Origin of the sequence: Maribacter aquimaris (assembly GCF_014596745.1) — a bacterium.
GTDB lineage: Bacteria > Bacteroidota > Bacteroidia > Flavobacteriales > Flavobacteriaceae > Maribacter_A > Maribacter_A aquimaris.
The window spans coordinates 174,350-197,210 of record NZ_JABTCF010000008.1 but is presented as its reverse complement, the minus strand read 5'-3'; the positions used below and the strand labels follow the sequence as shown (position 1 = coordinate 197,210).

Sequence of the window (22,861 nt, the reverse complement as noted above, 5' to 3'; positions counted from 1 at the left end):
GCCATACTTTTACAAAAATAGGATATAAAGCCTTGCAATCAAATAAACACTATTTACTTTTCCTATTCCTACTTATAATCGGTGGTGTTTTTGGTCATGCCCAAGAAGGAAAAATCATTCCTTTACCCATTAAAGCTGAGCAGGATACGATTATCGCACCCTTGCTCACTGAGGCCGAACTCTTAAAGAATTCAAAGAATGATTCCACCGCTGTCGATACCGTAAAAACCAAACCTCCGCTTTTATTGGACGTCATTAAGTACAAGGCAACGGATTATGTGAGGCTAAATCAAAAGGAACAGAAGGTCTATCTCTATAATGAGGCTGAAATCCAATATCAGGATACCGAACTACGGGCCGGTATCATTGTCATGGATTACGTAAAGAATGAAGTATATGCCGGACGTATAAAGGATTCGCTTGGCAATTATACACAACTCCCCTATTTCAAACAGGGGCAGAATGAGGTGATTCCAGACTCCATACGCTTTAATTTCGATACCCAAAAAGCCATTATTTGGAATTCGAGGACAGAACAACAGGCTGGTCTTGGACAATTGGGTAGTGATGCCATGAAAGTTTATGCCGATGTTACCAAGAAAGAAAATGACTCGGTCTATTTTTTGAGTGAAGCAAAGATCACCACATCGACAGACACGATAAACCCTGATTATTACATTAGGATCCGTAAGGCGAAGTTTGTTCCTAAGAAAAAGGTTATAGCGGGTTACAGCAACCTCTATATTGCTGATGTACCAACACCAATCGCCATGCCCTTTGCTTATTTCCCCTTGACCGTGGGAAGGGCTGCGGGGGTTATGATGCCAACATTCGGAAACCAAGCCGACAGGGGATATTTCCTTCAGGACTTGGGTTACTATGTCCCTATTGGTGAATATGCCGATATATTGGTTACCGGGGATTTTTACACCAACGGTAGTTGGGGTTTCAAGACCCAATCAATTTATTCCAAGCGCTATAAATACAGTGGAAACATTAACTTCAGGTTCGAAAATTTGGTCACCAGCCAAAAGGGCTTTAGCGATTATAGCCTCACCAAAAACTGGAACATCCAAATTTCGCACTCCCAGGACACAAAAGCGAGTCCCAACTCCAGGTTTTCCGCTTCCGTGAATATGGGTAGTAGTGAGTATTACAGAAATTCATTGCAACAACGTAATTTACCTAGTACCCAGAACAATACGCTATCTTCCTCGATTTCGTATTCCAAGACTTTCCCGGCCTATCCCTCAGTGAATATGAGTTTAACGGCTACCCATAGTCAAAACACCAATACCAAGGCCATTGAATTGACCTTACCTACCTTACAGGCCAGTATGGAACGAATCTATCCATTCGCCAAAAGGGATGGCATTAAGAAAGGTATTATTCAAAACATCAACTTTCAGTACGATTTGAGTGCCGCGAACAAGATTTCAACCACTGATGATGATTTTTTGAAAAGCGAAATGTTCGATGGGGCCAAAATGGGGGCAAAACATACTATTCCGATTACCACGAACTTTAAGGTTGCGAAATTTTTCAGTGTTAGTGTAGGAGGTAGTTATGAGGATGTTTGGACCATGCAGACCTATGACAAAAGCTATAACAATGACCTTGAAGAGATTGTGACCGATACGGTCAGTGGTTTTGACCGATTTAACAAATACAATTTCAGCGCCAGCGTGGGAACCACTTTATATGGTACTTTCAACCTTGGGGAGGATAAAAAAATACAGGCCATACGCCATGTCATGCGTCCTTCATTGAGTTATGGTTACGCCCCTTCCTTTGAGAAGTTTTATGATGAGTATATTGATGGGGATGGGGATGTGGTTCAATTTACACGTTTCCAGAACACCTTATACGGATCGCCCAGCTTAAGCAAATCGAACAGTCTTAGTTTTTCATTGGCCAATACCCTGGAGGCCAAAGTACGGGACAAGGATTCAACTGCCACGGAACCAAAAAAGGTTCCGATCCTTAGTAATTTCAATATTTCAACGGGCTATAATTTTGAATCGGACTCCCTTAAACTAAGTCCATTAAGTGTAAATGGCGGTACCTCTATCCTCGACAGCAAAATGTCGATAAACTTTTCAGCAGGATTAGATCCTTATGCCATTGACAACAATGGAACACGAATAAACACCTTTAATGTAAAAAATGGAGGAAGTCTTTTTCGCTTAACCCGGGCCAATTTCAACGTTGGATACTCCTTGGATAGCGAGATTTTCAACAAAGACAAGAAAAAGGATGAAAAGAAGGATGAGAACCCTTATGACTACGTTGCCCAAAGTGGAGGTCGTACGGATGATCTCTTTGGCCGTGCCGATAATTTTCAGGATAACCCAATGAACGAATCAAAAGAAGGCGAAGATGTGGAAAACCCTATTTACGGCACTAAAATCCCATGGAATCTTAGACTTGCCTATTCCGCTTCATACTCCAATTCTGCCCGGCAAAATGAATTCAGTAGCCATTCATTGATGTTTTCCGGTGACATAGAGCTCTCGCCCCGATGGAAGGTCGGTGGTTCCTCTGGTTATGACTTTAAAGGAAAAGGATTTACCCTTACGCAATTACGTTTTGAACGTGATTTAAAAAGTTTTGTGATGCGCTTTAACTGGACCCCCTTTGGCACTTATAAAAGATGGTACTTCTTTATTGGGATAAAAAGCTCGATACTCAAGGACCTTAAATGGGAGAATAGAAGTAAGTAATCGACCTACTAACATTACTCAAATCTTATATATTTGTTTAACGAGCTTTATAAAATCCCCAATATTCCAAAAACAATACACAAATGAAGAAAATAATAAACACCAAAAACGCCCCGGCACCAATAGGACCTTACAACCAAGCAGTTCTTTCTGGCACCACATTATACATATCCGGACAGATACCCATCGACCCAAAGACCGGTAACCTCATTGAAGGCGATATAGCCAAGGAGACCAAGCAGTGCATGGAAAACCTCAGAGCGATTCTTCTTGAAGCCGGAATGACTTTTGAAAATGTGGTCAAGTCATCTATTTTTATTAGTGACATGAACCAATTCTCGGAAATAAACGATGTTTACGCCAATTATTTTGATGCAGCCACAGCCCCTGCAAGGGAAACTGTAGAGGTGGCCAATCTACCAAAATTCGTAAATGTGGAGATCTCGATGATCGCCGTTGTTTAAAACGCTATATATTCTGCTGATGGAAGTGCATTAAACCTTCAATCGGTTTTTGGCGGATTTCACCAACTATCAAATCATTACGTTCCAATACGGTGGTAAGCTCTTCCATTAGATAAAATGCTATACTTCCCACAAAATTGATTGGCACTTTAGTGGCCAATTCGAACTGCATGATATAGTTATTGACGAATTGTTGAAAACCTTTGTCGATGACCCCTTTACAATAAGGGTGCTCCTTGTTTTCGATCAAGAATCTTGCGAATGTCGCCAAATAAGTATTTGGATTCGGCTGCTTGTAAAGATTCTCTTTGATTACATCAGCTTCCAAATCGTATTCCTTGGAGAACTTCATCCCCAAAGACTGTGGCATTTTATGGAAATAATAGTCCCTGATCAATTTTCTGCCAAAGAAGTTACCACTACCATCATCCATCGGTATATAACCCAAGGAAGTTACTTTCTGTATGGCTTGGTTACCATCGTAATAACAGCAATTGGATCCCGTACCTAGGATACAGACAATTGCTTGATGACCTATTTTGGTTGTTGCATAAATGGCTGCATAAGTATCTTCCTTAATATTTGCCTTGGCGTTCGGGAAGAAATCCGTAAAAATCTCCTTAAGGAAATTTTTCATCCTATCCGTACCACAACCGGCACCATAAAAATAAAGCCTAGTTACCTTTTCGCTATTCTTTGAAAGTTCAAAATTATTGGCCAAACGATCCTCAATTACTGGGCGTGTAAGAACTTCTGGGCTCAAACCTAGGGTTTGGGTCATGAACAATTGATTTCCTTTCTCATCCAGTGCTATCCAATCGGATTTCGTAGCACCACTATCAACAATTAATATCATAGATCACCATTTAAAAAGAATCCTGAAAACTATTAAAAATCAATAATTTTCAGGATTACATATACTAATTAATTTAAAACTTATAGGCTGTTTGCATATTGTATCATATCAACCATTTTATTGGAGAAACCGGCTTCGTTATCATACCAAGAGATAAGTTTAAAGAAACCAGGGTTCAATTCAATACAGGCCTCTGCATCAAAAATACTGGTTCTGGAATCCCCAACAAAATCCTGGGATACCACTGCCTCTTCGGTATATCCTAAAACACCTTTCAATTCTCCTTCTGAAGCAGCTTTGAATGCTTTTTTGATCTCGTCTAAAGAAGTTTCCTTAGAAACCTTTACAGTTAAATCCACAACAGAAACATCTGCAGTAGGCACCCTAAAGGCCATACCTGTCAATTTACCTTCCAAAGCTGGTATTACTTTCGTTACCGCTTTTGCAGCACCTGTGGAAGCAGGGATAATGTTCAACATGGCACTTCTACCACCTCTCCAGTCTTTTCTGGAAGGACCATCAACGGTCATTTGTGTAGCCGTAGTTGCATGGACTGTAGTCATTAAGGCTTCTTCGATACCAAAGTTATCATTCAACACTTTAGCCAATGGAGCCAAACAGTTCGTAGTACAAGATGCATTCGAAACAATGGTATCAGATGCTTTCATCTCTTTATGGTTAACACCATAGACGAACATTGGGGCGTCTTTTGAAGGCGCTGAAATAACAACTTTTTTGGCACCACCATCAATATGGTATTGAGCAGTTTCCAAAGTTGTGAAGATACCAGTACATTCCGCAACGATTTCCGCACCAACAGCATCCCATTTAATAGATTTAGGATCTCTTTCCGCAGTAATACGAACCGTTTTACCATTAACTTCCAAGTGACCATCCTTCACCTCAACGGTACCATCGAATTTACCATGAACAGAATCATACTTCAATAAATATGCTAAATGCTCTACATCCAACAAATCATTGATGGCTACAACCTCTACATTGTCATTTTTAGCAGCAACACGAAAGACCAACCTTCCGATTCTACCGAATCCGTTTATCCCTATTTTCAATTTTGACATCTTTTACTTATTTAAATTAAAATTATATTGACATTATATCTGAAACCCTAATGAGTTCTTTATCGATTTTAGTATGACCCTTAATGGCCTTGTGTATCGGGGTTAGTATAAGCTCATTATCCTGAACACCTACCATAAGGTTGGTTTTGCCCTGCAACAAAGCTTCTACGGCCTTAACGCCCATGCGACTGGCCAATACCCTATCATAACAAGAAGGTGAACCACCACGCTGCATATGCCCAAGAACGGAAACCCTTACATCATAATCAGGGAAATTCTCCTCAACATATTCCTTCAACTCAAAAATATTCTTCCCGGTTTTATCACCTTCGGCAACGATGACGATACTCGATGATTTTCCCGACTCCTTACTTCTTTTTAAGGATTCCAACAATCGCTCCCTTCCTAAATTCTCTTCAGGGATCAATATCTCCTCAGCACCAGCGCCTACACCGGCATTCAAAGCAATATGACCCACATCCCGGCCCATTACCTCTACAAAGAACAATCTGTTGTGGGAACTTGCCGTATCCCGAATTTTATCTATGGCCTCAACCACCGTGTTCAAGGCGGTATCAAAACCTAACGTAAATGTCGTTCCGAAGATATCATTATCAATAGTGCCCGGAATTCCGATTATGGGAAAATGAAATTCCTGGTTGAAAATCATAGCTCCGGTAAAACTACCGTCACCGCCGATAACCACAAAAGCGTCGATACCTTCCTTACGTAAATTGTCGTATGCTTTTTGACGACCTTCCTTGGTCCTGAATTCCTTACAACGGGCGGATTTCAAGATAGTACCACCCTTATTGATAATGTTGTTGACGCTTCTGGCATCCATGGGTTTGAAATCCCCCTCGATCATTCCTTGATATCCTCTATAGATACCAACACATTCGACCTTTAAATAAGCACAGGTCCTAACAACGGAACGTATTGCTGCGTTCATTCCTGGGGAATCTCCCCCTGAAGTAAAAACACCTATTTTTCCAATATTCGCCATATAGAAAATTAAGCCAACAAAATTAACAAACTTATTCCATAAAAAGAACTGATTTAACCCTTAATATCAACCGAAAAACACCCTCAATCGTTTTCGTTTAATAAATAACACCCCGGTGTTCCAAATAACACATATCAAATCGAAATTGTTACATTACATCAAGGCTTCCTGGTTTTCTCTTGAAATAGCAATAAACTATCCCTACCCATCACCTCTATCGGCATAAGCTGCTTTTCATCTTGCCCTTCATTGTCCTTCTTATTGTTGAACATTTTCTGCATAAGCTCTTTAAAACTATTGAAATCCACTTCATAGGATAAACCTGCTCCTTGGGTATATCCTTGGCGTTCCCCCAACAAAGCCTGTATTTCATTTTCCCTGTTGAAGAACTTCGCACTCAAGGTCCCTTCCTCATTCAAGAGCAATTGCAATTCAAAATCCCCCGCCACAACGGTTTCAGTAGCCCCACCGACAGGAACACCGACCTTACCGTTCAAAAGGATGCGATCGCTGATTCTTGTGGACACCGTTACCCCTATCCTATTCTCCGTTTCAATATCGGCACTTGTATCCTGGATTCCTTGCTCATAGGAGAGTCCTAAATTGAACTTATCATTACCCCCACTGAGAACCTGGTTCAACAAGCCCGATGCCGACTGGATCAAGTTTCCCGTAACGGCTTGTGAATTAATTCCACTTTGATCATTCACGAAAGTCCCTTGGGCCAATAAAAAAATAGCATTCTTTTCTTCCACTTGGGGATCTTGCAACCGATACTCCAATTCTGATTTCACAATTGAACTTGTGCCCGGGAACTCAATACTGAAGTCTATTTCCGGACTCTGGAGCTCATCGGTTAACTGTATGACCACATCTGTGGGTATTCTTCGGGTATAACCAGCATTATCGAGTAAAGGTGCTGGATTCGCATTTAAGGAATATACGGCCTCCATATTCAAAGTTGCAGAGAGCGGATCGCGATCCCAAACTATAGTGCCCCCCGGTTTTACCTTAAAAGTTTTGTTGATTACCCCGCCGAACTTATAGTTGAATTCCCCCGTAACCACAACAAAGTCACCGAACATCTCAAATTTATCCTTGGTATTGATCCGGATCAACAGCAACCCCTCCCCAGTCCCCTTTAAGGAACTTCCTGTTTTTTGATCGGTAACGATCTCGACCTCGGCATCTGGCGTAACATCCAGGTTGAATTCCATTTCCAACCCTTGTATTTGCCGTAACACCCGTTCTCCCCGATCGATTTCACGTTCGTTCTTTTCAATAAACTTTATATAGGAATAATCCCCAACCGTAGCCACGTCACTCAATGGTATCTTCAACGAGGTGCCTTTTGCTGTTTTTCCATCCACATTAATGGTCAATGCCCTTGTAGACCCAAAAATACGCCCTGAGCCATTTAAAAAGCCCGTACCGTAATATAACACCTCCTCCTCAAACGGAGTGTCCAAAATCAAGAAAGGACCATTATTGGTATCCACATTCAAATCCAACGCCCAATCCCTGAAGAAACTATGTGTTATGGAACCATCCAAAGTAGCCTTGGTTTTACGCGCCACGTCGGTAATCTTGATTTCCTCAAAATTAAAGGACTGATTGGACAGTCTAACACGGGAGTTTTGGGCAAATCCATAATCAACGTTTAAATAAGGAATTGCGATACCGGCATTATCAAGCGTCAACAAACCGCTAAAAACAGGATTGTCAATGTCGCCCGTCAGTTTAGCACTACCAAATAATTCCCCTCTGATATTCGTTATCACCCCTTCTCCCAACGGACTAAACGGCTCTAGACTGAACCCATTGAAATTGGCCATTAGGTTCGCTTGGGGCAATTCGGTTTTATTCAGGATGTTCCCAATAACGCTTAACTTCTCAACCCCATTTTCCGTTATTTGGGTATTGACCACAAAATCGGTAAGATCACGATTACCAACAATACCCATGGTCAAATCGCCCAAACGGAATCCGTTGACCGAAAAATCGGTTATGCCCAAATTCGACGAAGGTAGATACACATCATCCTTTTGCAATACGTTCAAAGTACCATTGACCTCACCTTCCAACCTTAAACTGTCGATTGCGGGAGTAATCTTGTCCAAGGAAACAATCTTGAATTGCAACTCAAGATCCTTATAGGTAGAATCGGCCAATTGCCCCTTTAACCTGATCTGTTCATACTTGCTATTGTTCATTACAATTTCCTCGATCACGATACTATCAAGGGTCTTATTGAAAATGACCTTGTTCTTTTTGTTCCCTTCCCTATTCAAGATCCAGGTATTATTCTTAAAACTGATATCGGATTTCTTTAAACCTATCACCGATTTGTTCTCCTTATTGAAGGTGTGGTAAAAGTTCAGGTTATAACTATCATTATACTCGCTACCCCCTTTAAATTCTGCCCTAAAGAAAAGTGTATCCTTCAATGTGGTATTGATGAGATTGAAGTCCTTTACATCGTAATAATTGGTTGACAGATCCCCTACGGAAATGAAGGTATTGAACAATGGGTTCTTGTTATCTATCTTAATATCTATATTGTCCGCTTCATTGCCAAAAGCCAAGATACTGGGCGATTTGAATGTTAATTTAAAATCCCCCTCGTCCGCAATTATGTTCCCCTTGATAAAGGTATTGGGGTCAAATTTGACATCAGGGAAAAAGACATCAACGATTTTATTGTATATCTTAAAATTAAAAGCCAGGGTCTGCCCCCCGGATATATCGAAAGGCTTATAGTTGGTATAGATGCTCCCCAAGGAATTCTGCAGCAATTGTCCCAATTCCTTGACCCTGAAATTACCCCTTAAATAACCTGTTATGATATCTGGCGAGTTAATATCGATGGTACGGATAGAATCGTTCTCAAAGGATGATGTAACCTTAAAATCATCGAAATAATAGGTATCGTTCTTATTTTGGAAAATCGTTTTGGTGAAATTGACATCGCCCACAATATTGTCCAAGGAATTCCCTGTAATGTCAATATTTACTTTTCCCTTGAAAATAGAGACACTATCATTGATAAAATTCAATTTTTTTAAATCGGCGTGTTCAACATTGGCGATGAAATTAAAGTTGTTGCTTTCTTCCCCAAAATCGGCCAATCCCTTAAAATTGAATTTGATATTGGGGTCATTGCTAAAGATCGAACCGTCAAAAAGTTGCTCTTTAAGAATACCGGAAACCTTCAGGTTCTTATAGTCATAGTTATTGAATTGTATGCTATACACCTCCCCTATGACTTCGGTATTCAGCTTTTCCTGCACAAAACCTTTCCCCTCAACATTAAAATCGAGGGTAGTTTTCCCCAATTTTTCATTATCCACAAAATTACCCAGGTCAAAATCAATCAAAGAGACAAACCCCTTATAGGCGGCATTATCGATATTATTGAAGTCGGTCAATTCCAAATCGGCATAACTACTACCTACGGCCGTATTCAAATTGACCTTGGTTTTTACCGAACTCTCTGTTACCGTGGCCTCACCCCGTACGGTAAACTGTCCGAGTTTACTAAACGTTGAGGACATCGACTTACTACTCATGAAGTTGGGCATCAAAGACCGCAACTCATAGTAGGTACTGGTTACGTTTTTCATTTGGGCCTTCATTACAAAAGGCTCTTTTTTGGTAAAAAGGTTCTTAAAATTGAAATCACCCCGCACCCCGGTGTTTTCAGACAACAGGAAAAGGTTATCGGCACTAAGGTCATTTAAGACCCCGTTGAAATCCCCTGAGAACGAAACTACTTTTCCGGCACCAAATTGTTTATAAAGCAGGTTTATATCATCCAGGGACAGATTAGAATCCTTAAAGTCAGCTGTTAACCTTACCTTATTCAAAAAATCCTTAAAATCCTTTCGATCATAATCAAAAACAAGATTTCCGGTCAATTGGGATTTGGGCGTTTCAATACTCAAGGTATCAAAACGCATTTGCTGCTTGGTATATTTAAACTTGGTAGCGAGTTTTTTTACTTCAATGTCGCGTTTATCTATAAAGGACATAGCCTTTATATCCGTGGACACCTCAGGTCCCAAAATCAAAAAATTCCCAGCCGAAATGTTCAACTGCCTAAAGTCCAACGTTTCCTCGTTCTCTAGATTTTCATCAATCAGCCTAAAATTACTATGGGCTATCCCAACACTGGATGATGAGAAAAAAAAGGGAGGTGTACCCGGTTTCCTGGGTTGTTTGTCGTCGAGCTTGTCTATAAACACTTCCAGATTGGTAAGCGAACTGTCCTTATAGGTTTTCAGTTTAAAATTGAGCTTATCGATATCGATATGTCCAAACTCCAGTTTTCCCTTTGTCAAATTACGGGCACTTAAAACCGATGTCCCCAACTCATTGATGTAAAACAAAGTGTCTTTTTGATAATCCTCAATATAAATACCCTTGATGGCCACGTCCCAAGAGATCAATGAAAGACGAATCCCGTCGATATTGATATTCGTACCATACGATTCATTTATTGAATTCGTGGCATATTTTGCAAAACGGGTTTGGACAAAAGGCATAGAAAGCACTATCGTGCCCAATACACTAATGAGCAACAATACCAAGAGTATTCTAACAAGTATTTTTCTCAATTTTCTAATAGGGCTATAATGTTTTACCTTTGTACCTCAATTTTTATTCCAAACCTAGTGGAAAAAGAAACCATTTATATTCTTGCCATAGAATCATCATGTGACGACACCTCCGCGGCGGTTTTACGCAATGACAAAGTCATTAGCAATGTTGTTTCAACTCAAAAAATCCATGAGGAATATGGGGGTGTTGTACCCGAACTTGCCTCTAGGGCGCACCAACAAAATATTGTACCTGTGGTGCACCAAGCTTTATTAAGGGCAAATATCGACAAAAAACAGTTATCCGCCATAGCTTTTACGCGCGGACCGGGACTTATGGGTTCTTTATTGGTGGGTACCTCTTTTGCCAAGTCTTTGGCACTTGGTCTAGACATTCCCCTTATTGATGTAAACCACATGCAAGCGCACATCCTAGCGCACTTCATTGCAGAGGAAAAAAACACAAAACCAGAGTTCCCATTTTTAGCCATGACCATCAGCGGTGGCCACACACAAATTGTCAGGGTGAATGATTTCTTCGATATGGAAATCCTTGGGGAAACCTTGGATGATGCGGTTGGGGAGGCTTTTGACAAAAGTGCCAAAATCCTGGGGCTACCCTATCCTGGTGGACCACTGGTAGATAAATTCGCACAGCTTGGCAATCCTAAAAAATTCCCTTTCCCGAAACCGAAGGTAGATGGCCTGAACTTCAGTTTTAGCGGATTAAAAACAAGTATCCTTTATTTTATACAAAGGGAAACCAAGACGAACCCGAATTTTAAGGAGGAGAACCTTAATGATATATGTGCCTCCATACAATACACCATTATCAACATTTTAATGGACAAGCTTAAAAAAGCAGTAAAAGAAACCGGAATAAGGCGCGTAGCCATTGGCGGGGGGGTATCTGCCAATTCGGGCATACGCTCCGCACTGAAAAATGCAGAAAAGAAATACGGTTGGTCCACTTATATTCCTAAATTTGAGTATTGTACAGACAATGCTGCCATGATCGGCATCGTGGGCTATCATAAATATAAACAGAAGGCATTCGCATCCCAGGATATAACGGCCAAGGCACGATATATCATCCAATGACAAACCCATGGCCTATAATGAAGATTTGGAAAAAAGACTTGATTATGCATTTAAGTTGTTTCCTAAAGACATCGCCAATGAAATCCTTAAAAAGAAAATGTTCGGAGGATTGGCCTATCTGTTCAAGGGCAAAATGACCGTCGGCATCATTAAAGAGAATCTTATGGTGCGTATTGTAGCAGAGAAAATCGATGAAATCATGAAAATGGAAGCCGTTCGCCCCATGGATTTTGCCAAAAGGCCCATGAAAGAATTCGTTTATGTATCCTCCAAGGGATACACCACCGAGGAGGAACTCCAAAATTGGATTGAATTGGGACTGGAACACGCTAAAAAAAAATTAAAGAACACTAAATAGAAACGACCTATAACTATGCAATTATTCTATAACCCAAAGCTGGATAGTAGCGTCTCCCAATTTGTTTTTACCCCGGAAGAGAGTCGTCACATCGTAAAAGTACTACGCAAAAAAGAAAGCGATAATTTACTTATAACAAACGGCAAAGGGTACATCTTCGAGGCAAAGATCATGATATCCGACACCAAAAAGTGTAAGGCACAGATCATTTCATCAACAAAAAAGCATCGAAAGATGTATTGGTTTCACTTAGTCGTCGCTCCCACAAAAAGCAATGATAGATTCGAATGGTTTTTAGAAAAAGCCACAGAGATAGGCGTAGACGAAATTACACCGGTTATCTGTGACAGGTCTGAGCGTAAGATCGTAAAACAGGAACGTATGGAAAAAGTCTTACAATCGGCCATGAAACAATCCATGCAAGCGTATTTACCCAAGTTGAACCCTATTACGACGTACACGGAATTTGTGGAAAAGGAAAGGGAAGGACTCTTATTTATCGCCCACTGTGAAGAGGACGAAAAAATGGAATTGAAAAGAAGGGTAGCCCCGGACAAGGATGTGACCATACTTATTGGTCCTGAGGGCGATTTTTCTGAAAAAGAGATCAACAAGGCATACGAAAAAGGCTTTTTACCTGTTTCTTTGGGCCAGAATAGACTGCGCACTGAAACTGCTGCCATCGTCGCCTGCACCACAGTAAATTTGATAAACAACGGTTAAATCCATCTTCGTATATTTAGGGAATGGGATATTGGAAACTCATCTGCACACTATTTTTATTAGCCTACGCCTCTATGGCCAACGGTCAGGAAATCGCCATCCTAAAATACAATGGCGGGGGTGACTGGTATGCCAACCCCACGGCGTTGCCCAATTTAATACAATTTTGCAATGCCAATATCAACACTAAAATCAAAGAACAACCCGAAACGGTGGACGTTGGGAATATAAATATTTTCCAATACCCATTTTTGCATATGACAGGGCATGGCAACGTATTGTTCTCGCAAGAGGAAGCAGATAACCTAAGGACTTACTTGCGCTCTGGTGGATTTTTGCATATCGATGACAATTACGGTATGGAGCCTTATTTACGTAAGGAAATCGCTAAGGTATTCCCAAATGAAACCTTGGAAGAACTAGGTGCTGACCACCCTATTTTTTCACAACATTATAATTTTCCTGAAGGTCTACCCAAAATACACGAACACGACGGTAAAAGACCCCAAGCCTTCGGAATAACATTTGAGGGGCGGTTGGTTCTTCTGTTTACCTATGAATCCGATTTGGGTGATGGTTGGGAGGATCCATCGGTTCACAACGATCCGGAAGCGATACGAACCAAGGCCTTGCAAATGGGAGCCAATATTATATCTTATGCCTTTAAAAGTTAATCAATGACATCCAAAACAATTGCAGACGGCATTTTGAGAGCGATAGCTATCCTTGTCGGTATCTTCTTGGTCTTATTATTCTTGTACAAAATACAATCGGTATTGGCCTACATGGCCATAGCCTTGGTAGCGTCACTTTTAGGAAGGCCTATCGTATTATTCCTGCGCAAAAGACTTAAGTTCAACAACACCTTGGCGGTCATCGTTACCATGTTGCTCCTTATTGGGCTCATTGCTGGTATCATCGCCTTATTCATCCCGCTACTTATCGCACAAGGACAAAACCTTTCTTTATTGGATATAGATGCCCTTCAGGCCAATGTAGAACATATATATCGACAAGTAACCGAATATTTCGGATTGAGTTCGAACGAAATTGAACAAGGTTTAAAAGAATCTAAAATATTTACCAACTTGGATTTTGGCTTTATACCGAATTTCCTGAATTCATTTGTCGGTGTTCTTGGCAGTTTTGGTATAGGTTTGTTCAGTGTACTTTTTATAGCTTTTTTCTTTTTAAAGGACAGTAAATTGTTTGAGGATGGCCTTCTGATTTTTATACCGGAGAACAAGGAAAACCGTTTAAAAAAATCTTTGGACACCATCAAGGATCTACTATCGAGATACTTCGTTGGACTGGTTTTTCAAATCCTTATTTTGTTTGTAATCTACTCCATTGTCCTGTTTATTTTCGGCATTGAAAACGCCATCGTTATCGCCTTTCTTTGTGCCTTGCTGAACCTGATTCCTTATGTAGGTCCGATCATCGGTGGAGCTCTCATGTTGACCCTGACAATGACCAGTAATTTAGGGGCTGATTTCAGCACCGTAATCCTACCCAAAACCATCTACGTAATGATTGGTTTTATCATTGGTCAACTGGTAGATAATTTCTTCTCGCAACCTTATATTTTTTCCAATAGTGTGAAGTCACACCCCCTGGAGATTTTCTTGGTGATCATTATAGGAGGCTTACTATTCGGAATCACGGGAATGATCATTGCAGTACCGGGTTACACGGCAATCAAAGTGATTTTAAAGGAATTTTTAGCCGAAAACAAGATTGTGAAATCATTGACCAAAAACCTATAGTATCACTTTGAATAAAAACATATTAAATACTGGTGTTCAAAATTTTATAAACAATAATTTAGATACTGACATCATGTCAGTTATCCTTAAAAAGAGTCCTTTCCATAATATTTCGTCCCAAGAATTGGCCGAACAGATACAAGCCAAGAAAAAGTGCGAAAAGAAACTCCCCTACTGGTTCAGCACACCTCTTATTTATTACCCAAACAAGTTGAACATTGAACAATGTTCTTCTGAGACCACGGCCAAATATAAGGCGAGTATCCTTAGTGGAAAAACCCTTGTTGACCTAACCGGAGGATTGGGAGTGGATACTTACTTTTTCAGTAAAAAAATAGAGAAGGTTTTCCATTGCGAAATCAATCAAAATCTTTCCGAAATCGCCGCGCATAATCTTGGGATATTAGGAGTCGGAAACATCGATTTCAGCTCGATGGATGGTATGGATTTTTTAGAAGGATCACATCAAAATTTCGATTGGTTATATGTTGACCCTTCACGAAGATCGGAAAGCAAGGGAAAGGTTTTTATGCTATCGGATTGTACCCCAAATATTGTTGAACACCTACCGTTGCTTTTTCAAAAATCAAAGCATATTTTAATCAAGACCTCTCCCCTTTTGGATATTACGATTGGCTTAAACGAATTAGCACATGTGAAGGAGATTCATGTCGTGGCTTTAAAGAATGAGGTCAAGGAATTACTCTGGGTATTGGAAAGGGAATATCAAGGTAAAACACATATAAGGACATTAAATATAACCCCACCCAAACCACAACGTTTTAGCTTTAACCTTACGGACGAAAAAGACACCTTACCCTCCTATGAACTTCCACAAAACTATTTATACGAACCGAATGTCGCCCTATTGAAAGCCGGGGCTTTCAAAATCACCTCAAAAGCATTTCGAGTCCATAAACTTCACGAACATTCCCATTTGTTCACATCAAAAGATTTGTTGGAATTCCCAGGCAGGGTGTTCCACATTGAGGATGTCATTGGCTATTCCAAAAAGGAACTTAAACCCTTAATAGGCACCAAGGCGAATATCACGGTAAGAAACTTCCCGGAAAGTGTTACCACTATCCGAAAAAAGCACAAAATCAAAGACGGTGGGGAAGTCTATTTATTCTTTACGCGGTTACAAAACAACCAACTGGCCGTCATCAAAACTTCAAAAGTCATCCTGCAATGACTTCCAATAACTGGAAATCAACCCTTAATTCAACAAAGACCGATTCTAAATTAAACAATTTAAAAGACACCTTTTCTTTTGTCAAATGGGGATAATTTCCGTGAAATAACCACACCTTTTGTCTCTAAGGCCCTACAAACATTACGAAAACGTTTTAGTGAGAACATTCCAGATGATGGTTTATGTTAAATTTAACAAAATATATAATACCATCATTTGACAAAATACGACATGATATATTACCATCCTTCCTATAAATTTGTTAATATTAGCATAATATTTTGCGTACTACATAAATATGGTGTCAAAAAATTACGCTTTTTTTATCTACTTGAATTTTTAATTAAACTAACAAACAACAGTTACTATGAATCAAAAACACGATTACAAATCGTTAAAGCCCAAAGGAAGGTTTACTTCTTTTGGAATTGGGCTTTTATCGTTCATGATTTGCCTAAGTGCCCAAATGGCTCTGGCAAATTCTGAAACATCATTATTGAAGGTTGATGTGGAAAGTTCTTTTCAATCAATTATTACGGGAACGGTCTCTGATGCATCAGGACCCTTACCTGGTGCAAGTATCGTCATTAAAGGGACGACCCAGGGTACCCAAACCGATTTTGACGGTAATTTCACACTTGAGGCTGACAGCGATGCCGTTTTGGTCATCAGCTATATTGGTTATCATACACAGGAAATTGCTTTGGATGGCAATGAAACAATCAATGTAATCTTGGCTGAAGATGCAAGCTTACTCGAAGAGGTGGTTGTAATAGGTTATGGCACCCAAACAAGAGGGGACATCACCGGATCTGTTGCTTCTGTTGATATGGATGAAGCTTTAAAAGCACCTACAACCAACGCCGCTGAAGCCTTACAAGGTAGAGCTTCTGGTGTTACCGTTGTAAACAACAACACTCCAGGTGCTGCACCTAAAATTAATATTCGAGGATTCGGAACTGCCAACAATACTGACCCGCTGTATATTATAGATGGTGTACAGACAGATGATGCCAGTTTCTTGAACAACATAAACCCTTCCGATATCGATCAGATGAACGTTCTTAAGGATGGCGCCGCGGCCATTTATGGGGCAAGGGCATCGAACGGGGTTGTAATTATTACCACCAAAGGTGGTGGTTACAATATGGACTCTGCCGAAATCTCTGTTGATATGTATACAGGTTTTTCTCAAATTACAAATGCTCCGGATTTGCTAAGCACACAACAGCATGGTGATATGATTTTCCAAAGTCAACTTAATGATGGTGCTATTCCTTCGCACGCCCAATATGGCAATGGTAGAAATCCTGTTGTCCCTACCTCTATCATAGGGTATACTAGAGTACAATCTTATGACCCAATTGTTTATTATCCTGTTGGGGCATTGAATGCCACAGTACAGCCAGGTGGTACTGATTGGATCGACGAACTTACCCGTACCGCAGCTATTTCAAATATGTCAGTATCCGTTGCTAACGGAACGGAATCCGGTAAATACTTCATGTCTGTTGGTTATTTGGACAGTGATGGTATTATTAATGAAACAGGATTCAGTAGAGTTAGTACACGATTGAATTCTGAATTCAAAATAGGGAAACGCCTTAAAATAGGGGAACACCTTAATGTTTCCTATTCGAATACAAGAACAGGAAATAATGAGGCCATGCAAATGGCCTTGAGAATGTCCCCTTTAGTTCCTGTTTATGACGACGAAGGAGAATTTGCCGGTTCTGCTGCCCCAGGTTTGGGTAATGGTAGAAATCCGATTGCCTTAAATTATAGAGCCAGGGATAATTACAATAAGCGATATGCTGTAATAGGTGATATGTATTTATCCTATAACATTCTGGATGAGTTGACCTTTAAAACAACTCTGGCAGGCGGTTTCAATACTTTTGATTCCAGGTCTTTTACTGCCTTGGACCCTGAACATAGTGAACCGATATCCTCAAGATCTCTTTCAGAACAAGATCAAACCAACTACAACTGGATTTGGACGAATACTTTAAATTACAACAAATCTTTCGGAGACCATACGGTTAATGCCTTACTAGGTGTTGAAGCTCTTAAGGGTTCCGGTAAAGGCAAACAGATAAACCGTTCCGGATACTTATTTGAAGATCCTGATTTTTATCTATTGAGTAACGGTACTGCAGCTCCAAGTGTAAATTATGCTTATGATGGTTACAATACCTTGTTTTCCGTATTCGGTACGGCAAATTATTCTTTCAAGAATAAATATTTCCTCTCTGCTACCATACGTAATGATAAATCTTCCAGGTTTATAGGGGATAACCAAAGCGATATTTTCCCTTCTTTCAGTGGAGGCTGGTTAGTCAGTGATGAAGATTTTTATCCACAAAATTCTTTTGTCAATAGATTAAAGTTTAAAGGGTCTTGGGGTAAATTAGGTAACCAATCTTTACCTGTAGATAATCCTACTGCAAATATCTCTAACTTAAGTGATCAGTATGCAAATTATTCCTTGAGTGGAAGCAGTATTGCAACAGGTGCTATTTTAAGCCAAGTAGGGAATACTGATTTAAAATGGGAAACCAGTGAAACCACAAACTTTGGTATAGAGTTAGGTATGTTAGAAAACAAATTGACTTTTGAAGCGGAATATTTTCATATTTCGACCCAGGATTTAATTACCCAGGATTTTAGTGCAATTAGTTCTACTGCGATTGACGCCAGTGCCCCTTACGTAAACTTAGGGAACATAAAAAATACTGGTTTTGATTTAGTGTTGGGTTATCATGACGAGACCGCCTCAGGTTGGTCATACGGAATTACAGCGAACCTATCCCATTACAAAAATGAAGTCACTAGTTTAATTGATGGAGCTCCTGTTACTGGAACTGGTGAAGCCCTAAGAGGCCAAAACGCTACCAGAACTGAGGTTGGTGAGCCATTGTCCTTTTTCTATGGTCGTAAAGTAGTTGGATTTACCGATGAAGGAAGATATGAGTATGCTGATGTAAATGGTGATGGTACTGTTGATGATGATGATAGGACCAATATAGGTTCGCCCCACCCTGATTTTACTTACGGTATTAACTTGACATCGGCTTACAAAGGATTTGACATTTCTCTTTTCTTTAATGGATCTCAAGGGAATGAGATTTACAACTTTAATAAGTTTTATACTGATTTTCCTTCATTCGTGAATGGTAATAGAAGTACTAGGGTCATGGATTCTTGGACACCTACCAACACGAATGCGTCACTACCTGCATTATCAACATCAGTTGTCAATAATGAAGGTCAGCCAAATTCATATTTTGTTGAAGACGGTTCATATTTACGATTAAAGAACACCCAAATTGGGTATACATTACCCAAAACCGTTTCTGACAAAATTGGTATGAAATCTTTGAGATTATACATCCAGGCCACCAATTTATTTACTATAACGGATTATGAAGGTTTCGATCCCGAAATTGTATCCGATATAGGTAGTGGAGAAAGTGCCAACTTAAGTTTGGGTATTGATGGTAGGGTATATCCTGCTTCAAGGGTATTTACTTTGGGTGCTAATATTAAATTTTAAAAAAAAAAAGATGAAAAGAACAGTAACTTATTTAATAATGCTATTTGCTATATTAGCATGTAGTGACGAATTCACTGAGTCACCCGCAATAGGGGCACTAAGTGATGAATCACTTAAGAATGAAACCGGAGTTGATTTAATGCTCGTTGGAGCCTATTCTGCAATAGATGGGGTTCGGGCCAATGAATTTGGAGAAGGATGGTCTATGTCCGGTGACAACTGGGTTATGGATGTATTATCCGATGATGCCCATAAGGGAAGTACTGACGGTGATCAACAAGAACTCTATAACCTAGAAACTATGACATGGGCTACAGGTAGTTCTTATTTCTATGGGAAATGGGGAGCCATTTTCGCTGGCATCAACAGAGCCAATGCCGTCATTGCTTTAATTGAAACCATAGAAGAAGGTGATTTTTCTAGCCAATTGGCAGAAGCCCGTTTTTTAAGGGGTCATTATAATTTTGAACTTCAGAAAATGTGGGGCAAAGTTCCTTACATCTCTGAAGAAAATTATGCGGCAACTGAATTCAACCAGCCAAACACCAGTGATATTTGGGAACAAATTGAAACTGATTTTCAATTTGCTATTGATAACTTGCCTGCAACTCAAGCACAGGTAGGTAAACCAACATCTTGGACTGCGAAGGCATTTATGGGCAAAGCCCATTTATACCAATCTGATTGGGATACTGCTTTTACCTTATTGAATGAGGTGGTTACTAGTGGACCTTATGATCTTTTACCAGATTATGTAGACAATTTCAGATTGGCAGGGGACAATAGCGTAGAATCTATTTTTGCCATACAGTTTACTACCGATGATGGCCAATCATATAACGCTAATGTTAAAGGCGCTCTGAATTTTCCTAACCCAGGGCCTTTTGGTTCTTGTTGTGGTTTTTATTCACCAACCCAAGATTTGTTGAATGCATTTCAAACCAATAGTGGATTACCATTATTGGATACCTACAATCAGACTGATGTTAATAGTGATTTCGGAATTGCCTCTAGTGAGGATTTCACTCCATTTGAGGGACCTTTGGACCCAAGAGCGGATTATACTGTAGGCCGAAGAGGCATTGATTACAATGGCTATGGTGAGCATCCTGGTAATGATTGGATTAGAGCGGAAAATAGTGATATCTCAGGGACCTATCTTCCTAAGAAAAATGTATATTGGGTAGGTGAAACAGGTAATATTTCTACAGGTTCATGGGGTGAACAACTTTCAGGGGTAAATTATCATATCATGCGTTTTGCCGATGTTTTATTAATGGCCGCGGAAGCTGCAGTAGAAAAAAGTAGTCCTGACCTTGATCTAGCTTTACAATATGTAAATAGAGTACGTGCTAGAGCAAAAAGCTCTAATTATATGAAGGCAGTTGATGATTCTGGTGATGATGCAGCCAACTATGAGATTAACCTTTATACTTCGTTCCCAAATGCTTCTTATGCCAGAAAAGCAGTCCGTTTTGAACGTCGTTTGGAATTAGGTATGGAAGGCCATCGTTTATTTGATCTTAGAAGATGGGGTAACTATGTACAAGTTATGACCGAATACGCTGAAAACGAAGGACGAACAATCATTCCTTTCGGAGAAGAAGTGAAAACCTATTCAGATTTTCATAATTTGTTCCCAATTCCTGTTACCGCAATTGATTTAAGTGGTGGTATTTTAGAACAAAATTCTGGTTATTAATAAAAACTCAAGCAATTAAATATTAAAAAATATAGATATGAATAAAATTCGAACTATAGGTATTATATTTTCGATGTTCGCATTATTGGGACTGAACTCCTGTGATGACGATGACATCGATTCCCCCGGAAGCGCAATTATCGGCCCGGGCACAGTCCATACCAGAATTAGTGCTAGCGGAAGTTCAACGTCTTTGGAAGCAGCTCTTAAAATAGCCACCGGTGACCTTCCCGGAACCTTGGAAGGCACAGGCCCGTTCACTGTATTCGCCCCTAATAACACTGCATTTGCTAACTTGGCAGAGTCACTGGGTTTTGAATCCACAGATGATGTTTCGGCCAGTGAAGCCTTATTAGCGAGTATTGACCCAGCGCTACTTTCACAGATATTGACTTATCACGTAGTTGCAGGTTCTATGGAAGCAGCGTCGCTTTCAGATGGAGCAACATTAACCACTGTTTTAGGAGATGAAATTTCTGTTATAATTTCAGAAGATGGAGATATTCAATTATTGGATGCCACAAAGTTACCAGAAACGAGTCCCGTGTCAACGATTGTTCAATCAGACGGATATGCAGAAAATGGTATTGTTCACTTTATAGACAAAGTTCTTCTACCACAGGCTGCCATTGATGCTTTGGATTTTGATATTCGACCAACTATTATAGATTGGGCCACAGGAACCGACGATCTTAGCCTATTGGCAAGTTCTATTGAAAAAGCTGGTTTGACAGATGCCATTGCAGCATTGGATACCGCAAGAGTTCTAGCTCCGAACAATCAAGCTTTCGCCGATCTTCTTGAAACACTAGGAGATGATTACAATAGTCTTGATGATTTTGACAATGAAGTAGAAATCGCTTTGCTAGGTGAAATCCTTTTATATCATGTGTTACCACCTGTAGATGACTCTATCGATTTAACAGTAGGTCCGGCAACAACGCTTTTAGATGAAAACTTTGTTGATGTAACTACTGCAGTTGGTGGATTTGCATTTGGAGATGCCACAGCTGATATTGCAAATACAATTACTGCCGATATAGATGCTAAAAACGGTGCTGTTGATATAATAGACAAAGTTCTTTTACCGCAAGCGGCATTGGACTTTTCGACCTTATTAGATTCTGACGATTTGGCAACTACTGTAACTGGTGCCCCTCAATTGAGCGTATTGGAAGAAGCTTTGATTGCTACTGATTTGGCCGGCGCCTTTGTTGATATGACAAATGTTCAGGATGATGAGGCTACCAATTTCACTTATTATAGACCAGCAACCGTCTTTGCCCCTACAGATGCTGCTTTTGAAGATTTATTTAACGCTTTAGGGCCTGATTACACTAGCATAGCAAGTTTTGATACTGAAGAAGAGCTAGCACTTCTTTCTGAAATTCTTCTATATCATGTATTGGCCGGAAAAGTAGTAAGTGAGGATTTAGAGGCCGGAGTGGCAACCACTGCTTCTGAAAAGGATATTGAAATCATTAGTGTTGTTGGAACGGATAATTTTGTTATCGGCGATGCCACCAATGACGTAAACGCTAATATAACCACTCCTGATGTCTTAGCACGTAATGGTGTAGCTCATATTATTGATAAGGTATTACTACCTAAGAGTGCTATTGATTTCATAGAATCTATGGAATAATAGAAATTGTATTGTGCTGACGTTTTTTTAAAGTCGTAAATACTAAACCACCCCGCACTTTTGCTGCGGGGTGGTTTTTTTATTCG

General features: G+C 40.0%; 15 protein-coding genes. 11 read left to right on the top strand and 4 right to left on the bottom strand.

Annotated features, from left to right (window positions below; all coding sequences use genetic code 11):
- Positions 1 to 32 precede the first annotated feature (32 nt).
- Entirely contained in the window at positions 33 to 2,723 is a 2,691-nt protein-coding gene (locus HPE56_RS13490) for a putative LPS assembly protein LptD (protein WP_188244276.1), read from the top strand.
- An 83-nt stretch (positions 2,724 to 2,806) separates the two neighbouring features.
- Complete coding sequence (locus HPE56_RS13485; protein ID WP_188244275.1) at positions 2,807 to 3,187, top strand: RidA family protein; 381 nt, start codon at positions 2,807 to 2,809, stop codon at positions 3,185 to 3,187.
- A gap of 4 nt (positions 3,188 to 3,191) precedes the next feature.
- Here HPE56_RS13485 and HPE56_RS13480 read toward each other — a convergent pair whose 3' ends face one another.
- The 4 genes from HPE56_RS13480 to HPE56_RS13465 form a co-directional block, all read right to left on the bottom strand.
- Positions 3,192 to 4,043, bottom strand: coding sequence for an N-acetylglucosamine kinase (locus HPE56_RS13480; RefSeq protein ID WP_188244274.1), 852 nt, complete (start codon positions 4,041 to 4,043; stop codon positions 3,192 to 3,194).
- A gap of 80 nt (positions 4,044 to 4,123) precedes the next feature.
- On the bottom strand, positions 4,124 to 5,125 hold the full coding sequence (gene gap / locus HPE56_RS13475) for a type I glyceraldehyde-3-phosphate dehydrogenase (RefSeq protein ID WP_188244273.1): 1,002 nt from the start codon (positions 5,123 to 5,125) through the stop codon (positions 4,124 to 4,126).
- Positions 5,126 to 5,147: 22 nt separating this feature from the next.
- Positions 5,148 to 6,131, bottom strand: a complete 984-nt coding sequence (gene pfkA, locus HPE56_RS13470) for a 6-phosphofructokinase (protein WP_109652935.1) — start codon at positions 6,129 to 6,131, stop codon at positions 5,148 to 5,150.
- A gap of 158 nt (positions 6,132 to 6,289) precedes the next feature.
- Positions 6,290 to 10,675, bottom strand: coding sequence for a translocation/assembly module TamB domain-containing protein (locus HPE56_RS13465; protein ID WP_188244314.1), 4,386 nt, complete (start codon positions 10,673 to 10,675; stop codon positions 6,290 to 6,292).
- A 90-nt stretch (positions 10,676 to 10,765) separates the two neighbouring features.
- On the opposite strand from HPE56_RS13465, the gene tsaD reads away from it, so the two are divergent.
- From tsaD to HPE56_RS13420, 9 genes are all read left to right on the top strand, one after another.
- Positions 10,766 to 11,830, top strand: coding sequence for a tRNA (adenosine(37)-N6)-threonylcarbamoyltransferase complex transferase subunit TsaD (tsaD, locus tag HPE56_RS13460; RefSeq protein WP_188244272.1), 1,065 nt, complete (start codon positions 10,766 to 10,768; stop codon positions 11,828 to 11,830).
- A gap of 7 nt (positions 11,831 to 11,837) precedes the next feature.
- Positions 11,838 to 12,188 (top strand): TfoX/Sxy family protein, encoded by a 351-nt coding sequence (locus HPE56_RS13455; RefSeq protein ID WP_188244271.1) that lies wholly within the window; start codon positions 11,838 to 11,840, stop codon positions 12,186 to 12,188.
- 15 nt (positions 12,189 to 12,203) lie between these two features.
- A complete protein-coding gene (locus tag HPE56_RS13450) occupies positions 12,204 to 12,911 on the top strand; it encodes a 16S rRNA (uracil(1498)-N(3))-methyltransferase (RefSeq protein ID WP_188244270.1) in 708 nt (235 codons plus the stop codon).
- A 23-nt stretch (positions 12,912 to 12,934) separates the two neighbouring features.
- On the top strand, positions 12,935 to 13,585 hold the full coding sequence (locus HPE56_RS13445) for a DUF4159 domain-containing protein (RefSeq protein WP_188244269.1): 651 nt from the start codon (positions 12,935 to 12,937) through the stop codon (positions 13,583 to 13,585).
- Positions 13,586 to 13,588: 3 nt separating this feature from the next.
- Positions 13,589 to 14,677: an AI-2E family transporter gene (locus HPE56_RS13440; protein ID WP_188244268.1), complete on the top strand. Its 1,089-nt coding sequence runs from the start codon at positions 13,589 to 13,591 to the stop codon at positions 14,675 to 14,677.
- A gap of 73 nt (positions 14,678 to 14,750) precedes the next feature.
- Positions 14,751 to 15,872 (top strand): THUMP-like domain-containing protein, encoded by a 1,122-nt coding sequence (locus tag HPE56_RS13435; RefSeq protein ID WP_317173206.1) that lies wholly within the window; start codon positions 14,751 to 14,753, stop codon positions 15,870 to 15,872.
- A 367-nt stretch (positions 15,873 to 16,239) separates the two neighbouring features.
- Positions 16,240 to 19,428: a SusC/RagA family TonB-linked outer membrane protein gene (locus HPE56_RS13430; RefSeq protein ID WP_223170310.1), complete on the top strand. Its 3,189-nt coding sequence runs from the start codon at positions 16,240 to 16,242 to the stop codon at positions 19,426 to 19,428.
- Positions 19,429 to 19,438: 10 nt separating this feature from the next.
- Positions 19,439 to 21,130 carry a RagB/SusD family nutrient uptake outer membrane protein gene (locus tag HPE56_RS13425; RefSeq protein ID WP_188244266.1) on the top strand — a complete coding sequence of 564 codons (1,692 nt, stop codon included), beginning with the start codon at positions 19,439 to 19,441 and terminating at the stop codon, positions 21,128 to 21,130.
- A gap of 37 nt (positions 21,131 to 21,167) precedes the next feature.
- A complete protein-coding gene (locus HPE56_RS13420; protein ID WP_188244265.1) occupies positions 21,168 to 22,775 on the top strand; it encodes a fasciclin domain-containing protein in 1,608 nt (535 codons plus the stop codon).
- Positions 22,776 to 22,861: the final 86 nt, after the last annotated feature.

Coding starts and splice junctions, on each gene's coding strand:
- HPE56_RS13485 (WP_188244275.1), top strand. CDS start 2,807: ATGAAGAAAATAATAAACACCAAAAACGCCCCGGCACCAATAGGACCT.
- HPE56_RS13480 (WP_188244274.1), bottom strand. CDS start 4,043: ATGATATTAATTGTTGATAGTGGTGCTACGAAATCCGATTGGATAGCA.
- gap (WP_188244273.1), bottom strand. CDS start 5,125: ATGTCAAAATTGAAAATAGGGATAAACGGATTCGGTAGAATCGGAAGG.
- pfkA (WP_109652935.1), bottom strand. CDS start 6,131: ATGGCGAATATTGGAAAAATAGGTGTTTTTACTTCAGGGGGAGATTCC.
- HPE56_RS13465 (WP_188244314.1), bottom strand. CDS start 10,675: ATGCCTTTTGTCCAAACCCGTTTTGCAAAATATGCCACGAATTCAATA.
- tsaD (WP_188244272.1), top strand. CDS start 10,766: ATGTTTTACCTTTGTACCTCAATTTTTATTCCAAACCTAGTGGAAAAA.
- HPE56_RS13455 (WP_188244271.1), top strand. CDS start 11,838: ATGGCCTATAATGAAGATTTGGAAAAAAGACTTGATTATGCATTTAAG.
- HPE56_RS13450 (WP_188244270.1), top strand. CDS start 12,204: ATGCAATTATTCTATAACCCAAAGCTGGATAGTAGCGTCTCCCAATTT.
- HPE56_RS13445 (WP_188244269.1), top strand. CDS start 12,935: ATGGGATATTGGAAACTCATCTGCACACTATTTTTATTAGCCTACGCC.
- HPE56_RS13440 (WP_188244268.1), top strand. CDS start 13,589: ATGACATCCAAAACAATTGCAGACGGCATTTTGAGAGCGATAGCTATC.
- HPE56_RS13435 (WP_317173206.1), top strand. CDS start 14,751: ATGTCAGTTATCCTTAAAAAGAGTCCTTTCCATAATATTTCGTCCCAA.
- HPE56_RS13430 (WP_223170310.1), top strand. CDS start 16,240: ATGAATCAAAAACACGATTACAAATCGTTAAAGCCCAAAGGAAGGTTT.
- HPE56_RS13425 (WP_188244266.1), top strand. CDS start 19,439: ATGAAAAGAACAGTAACTTATTTAATAATGCTATTTGCTATATTAGCA.
- HPE56_RS13420 (WP_188244265.1), top strand. CDS start 21,168: ATGAATAAAATTCGAACTATAGGTATTATATTTTCGATGTTCGCATTA.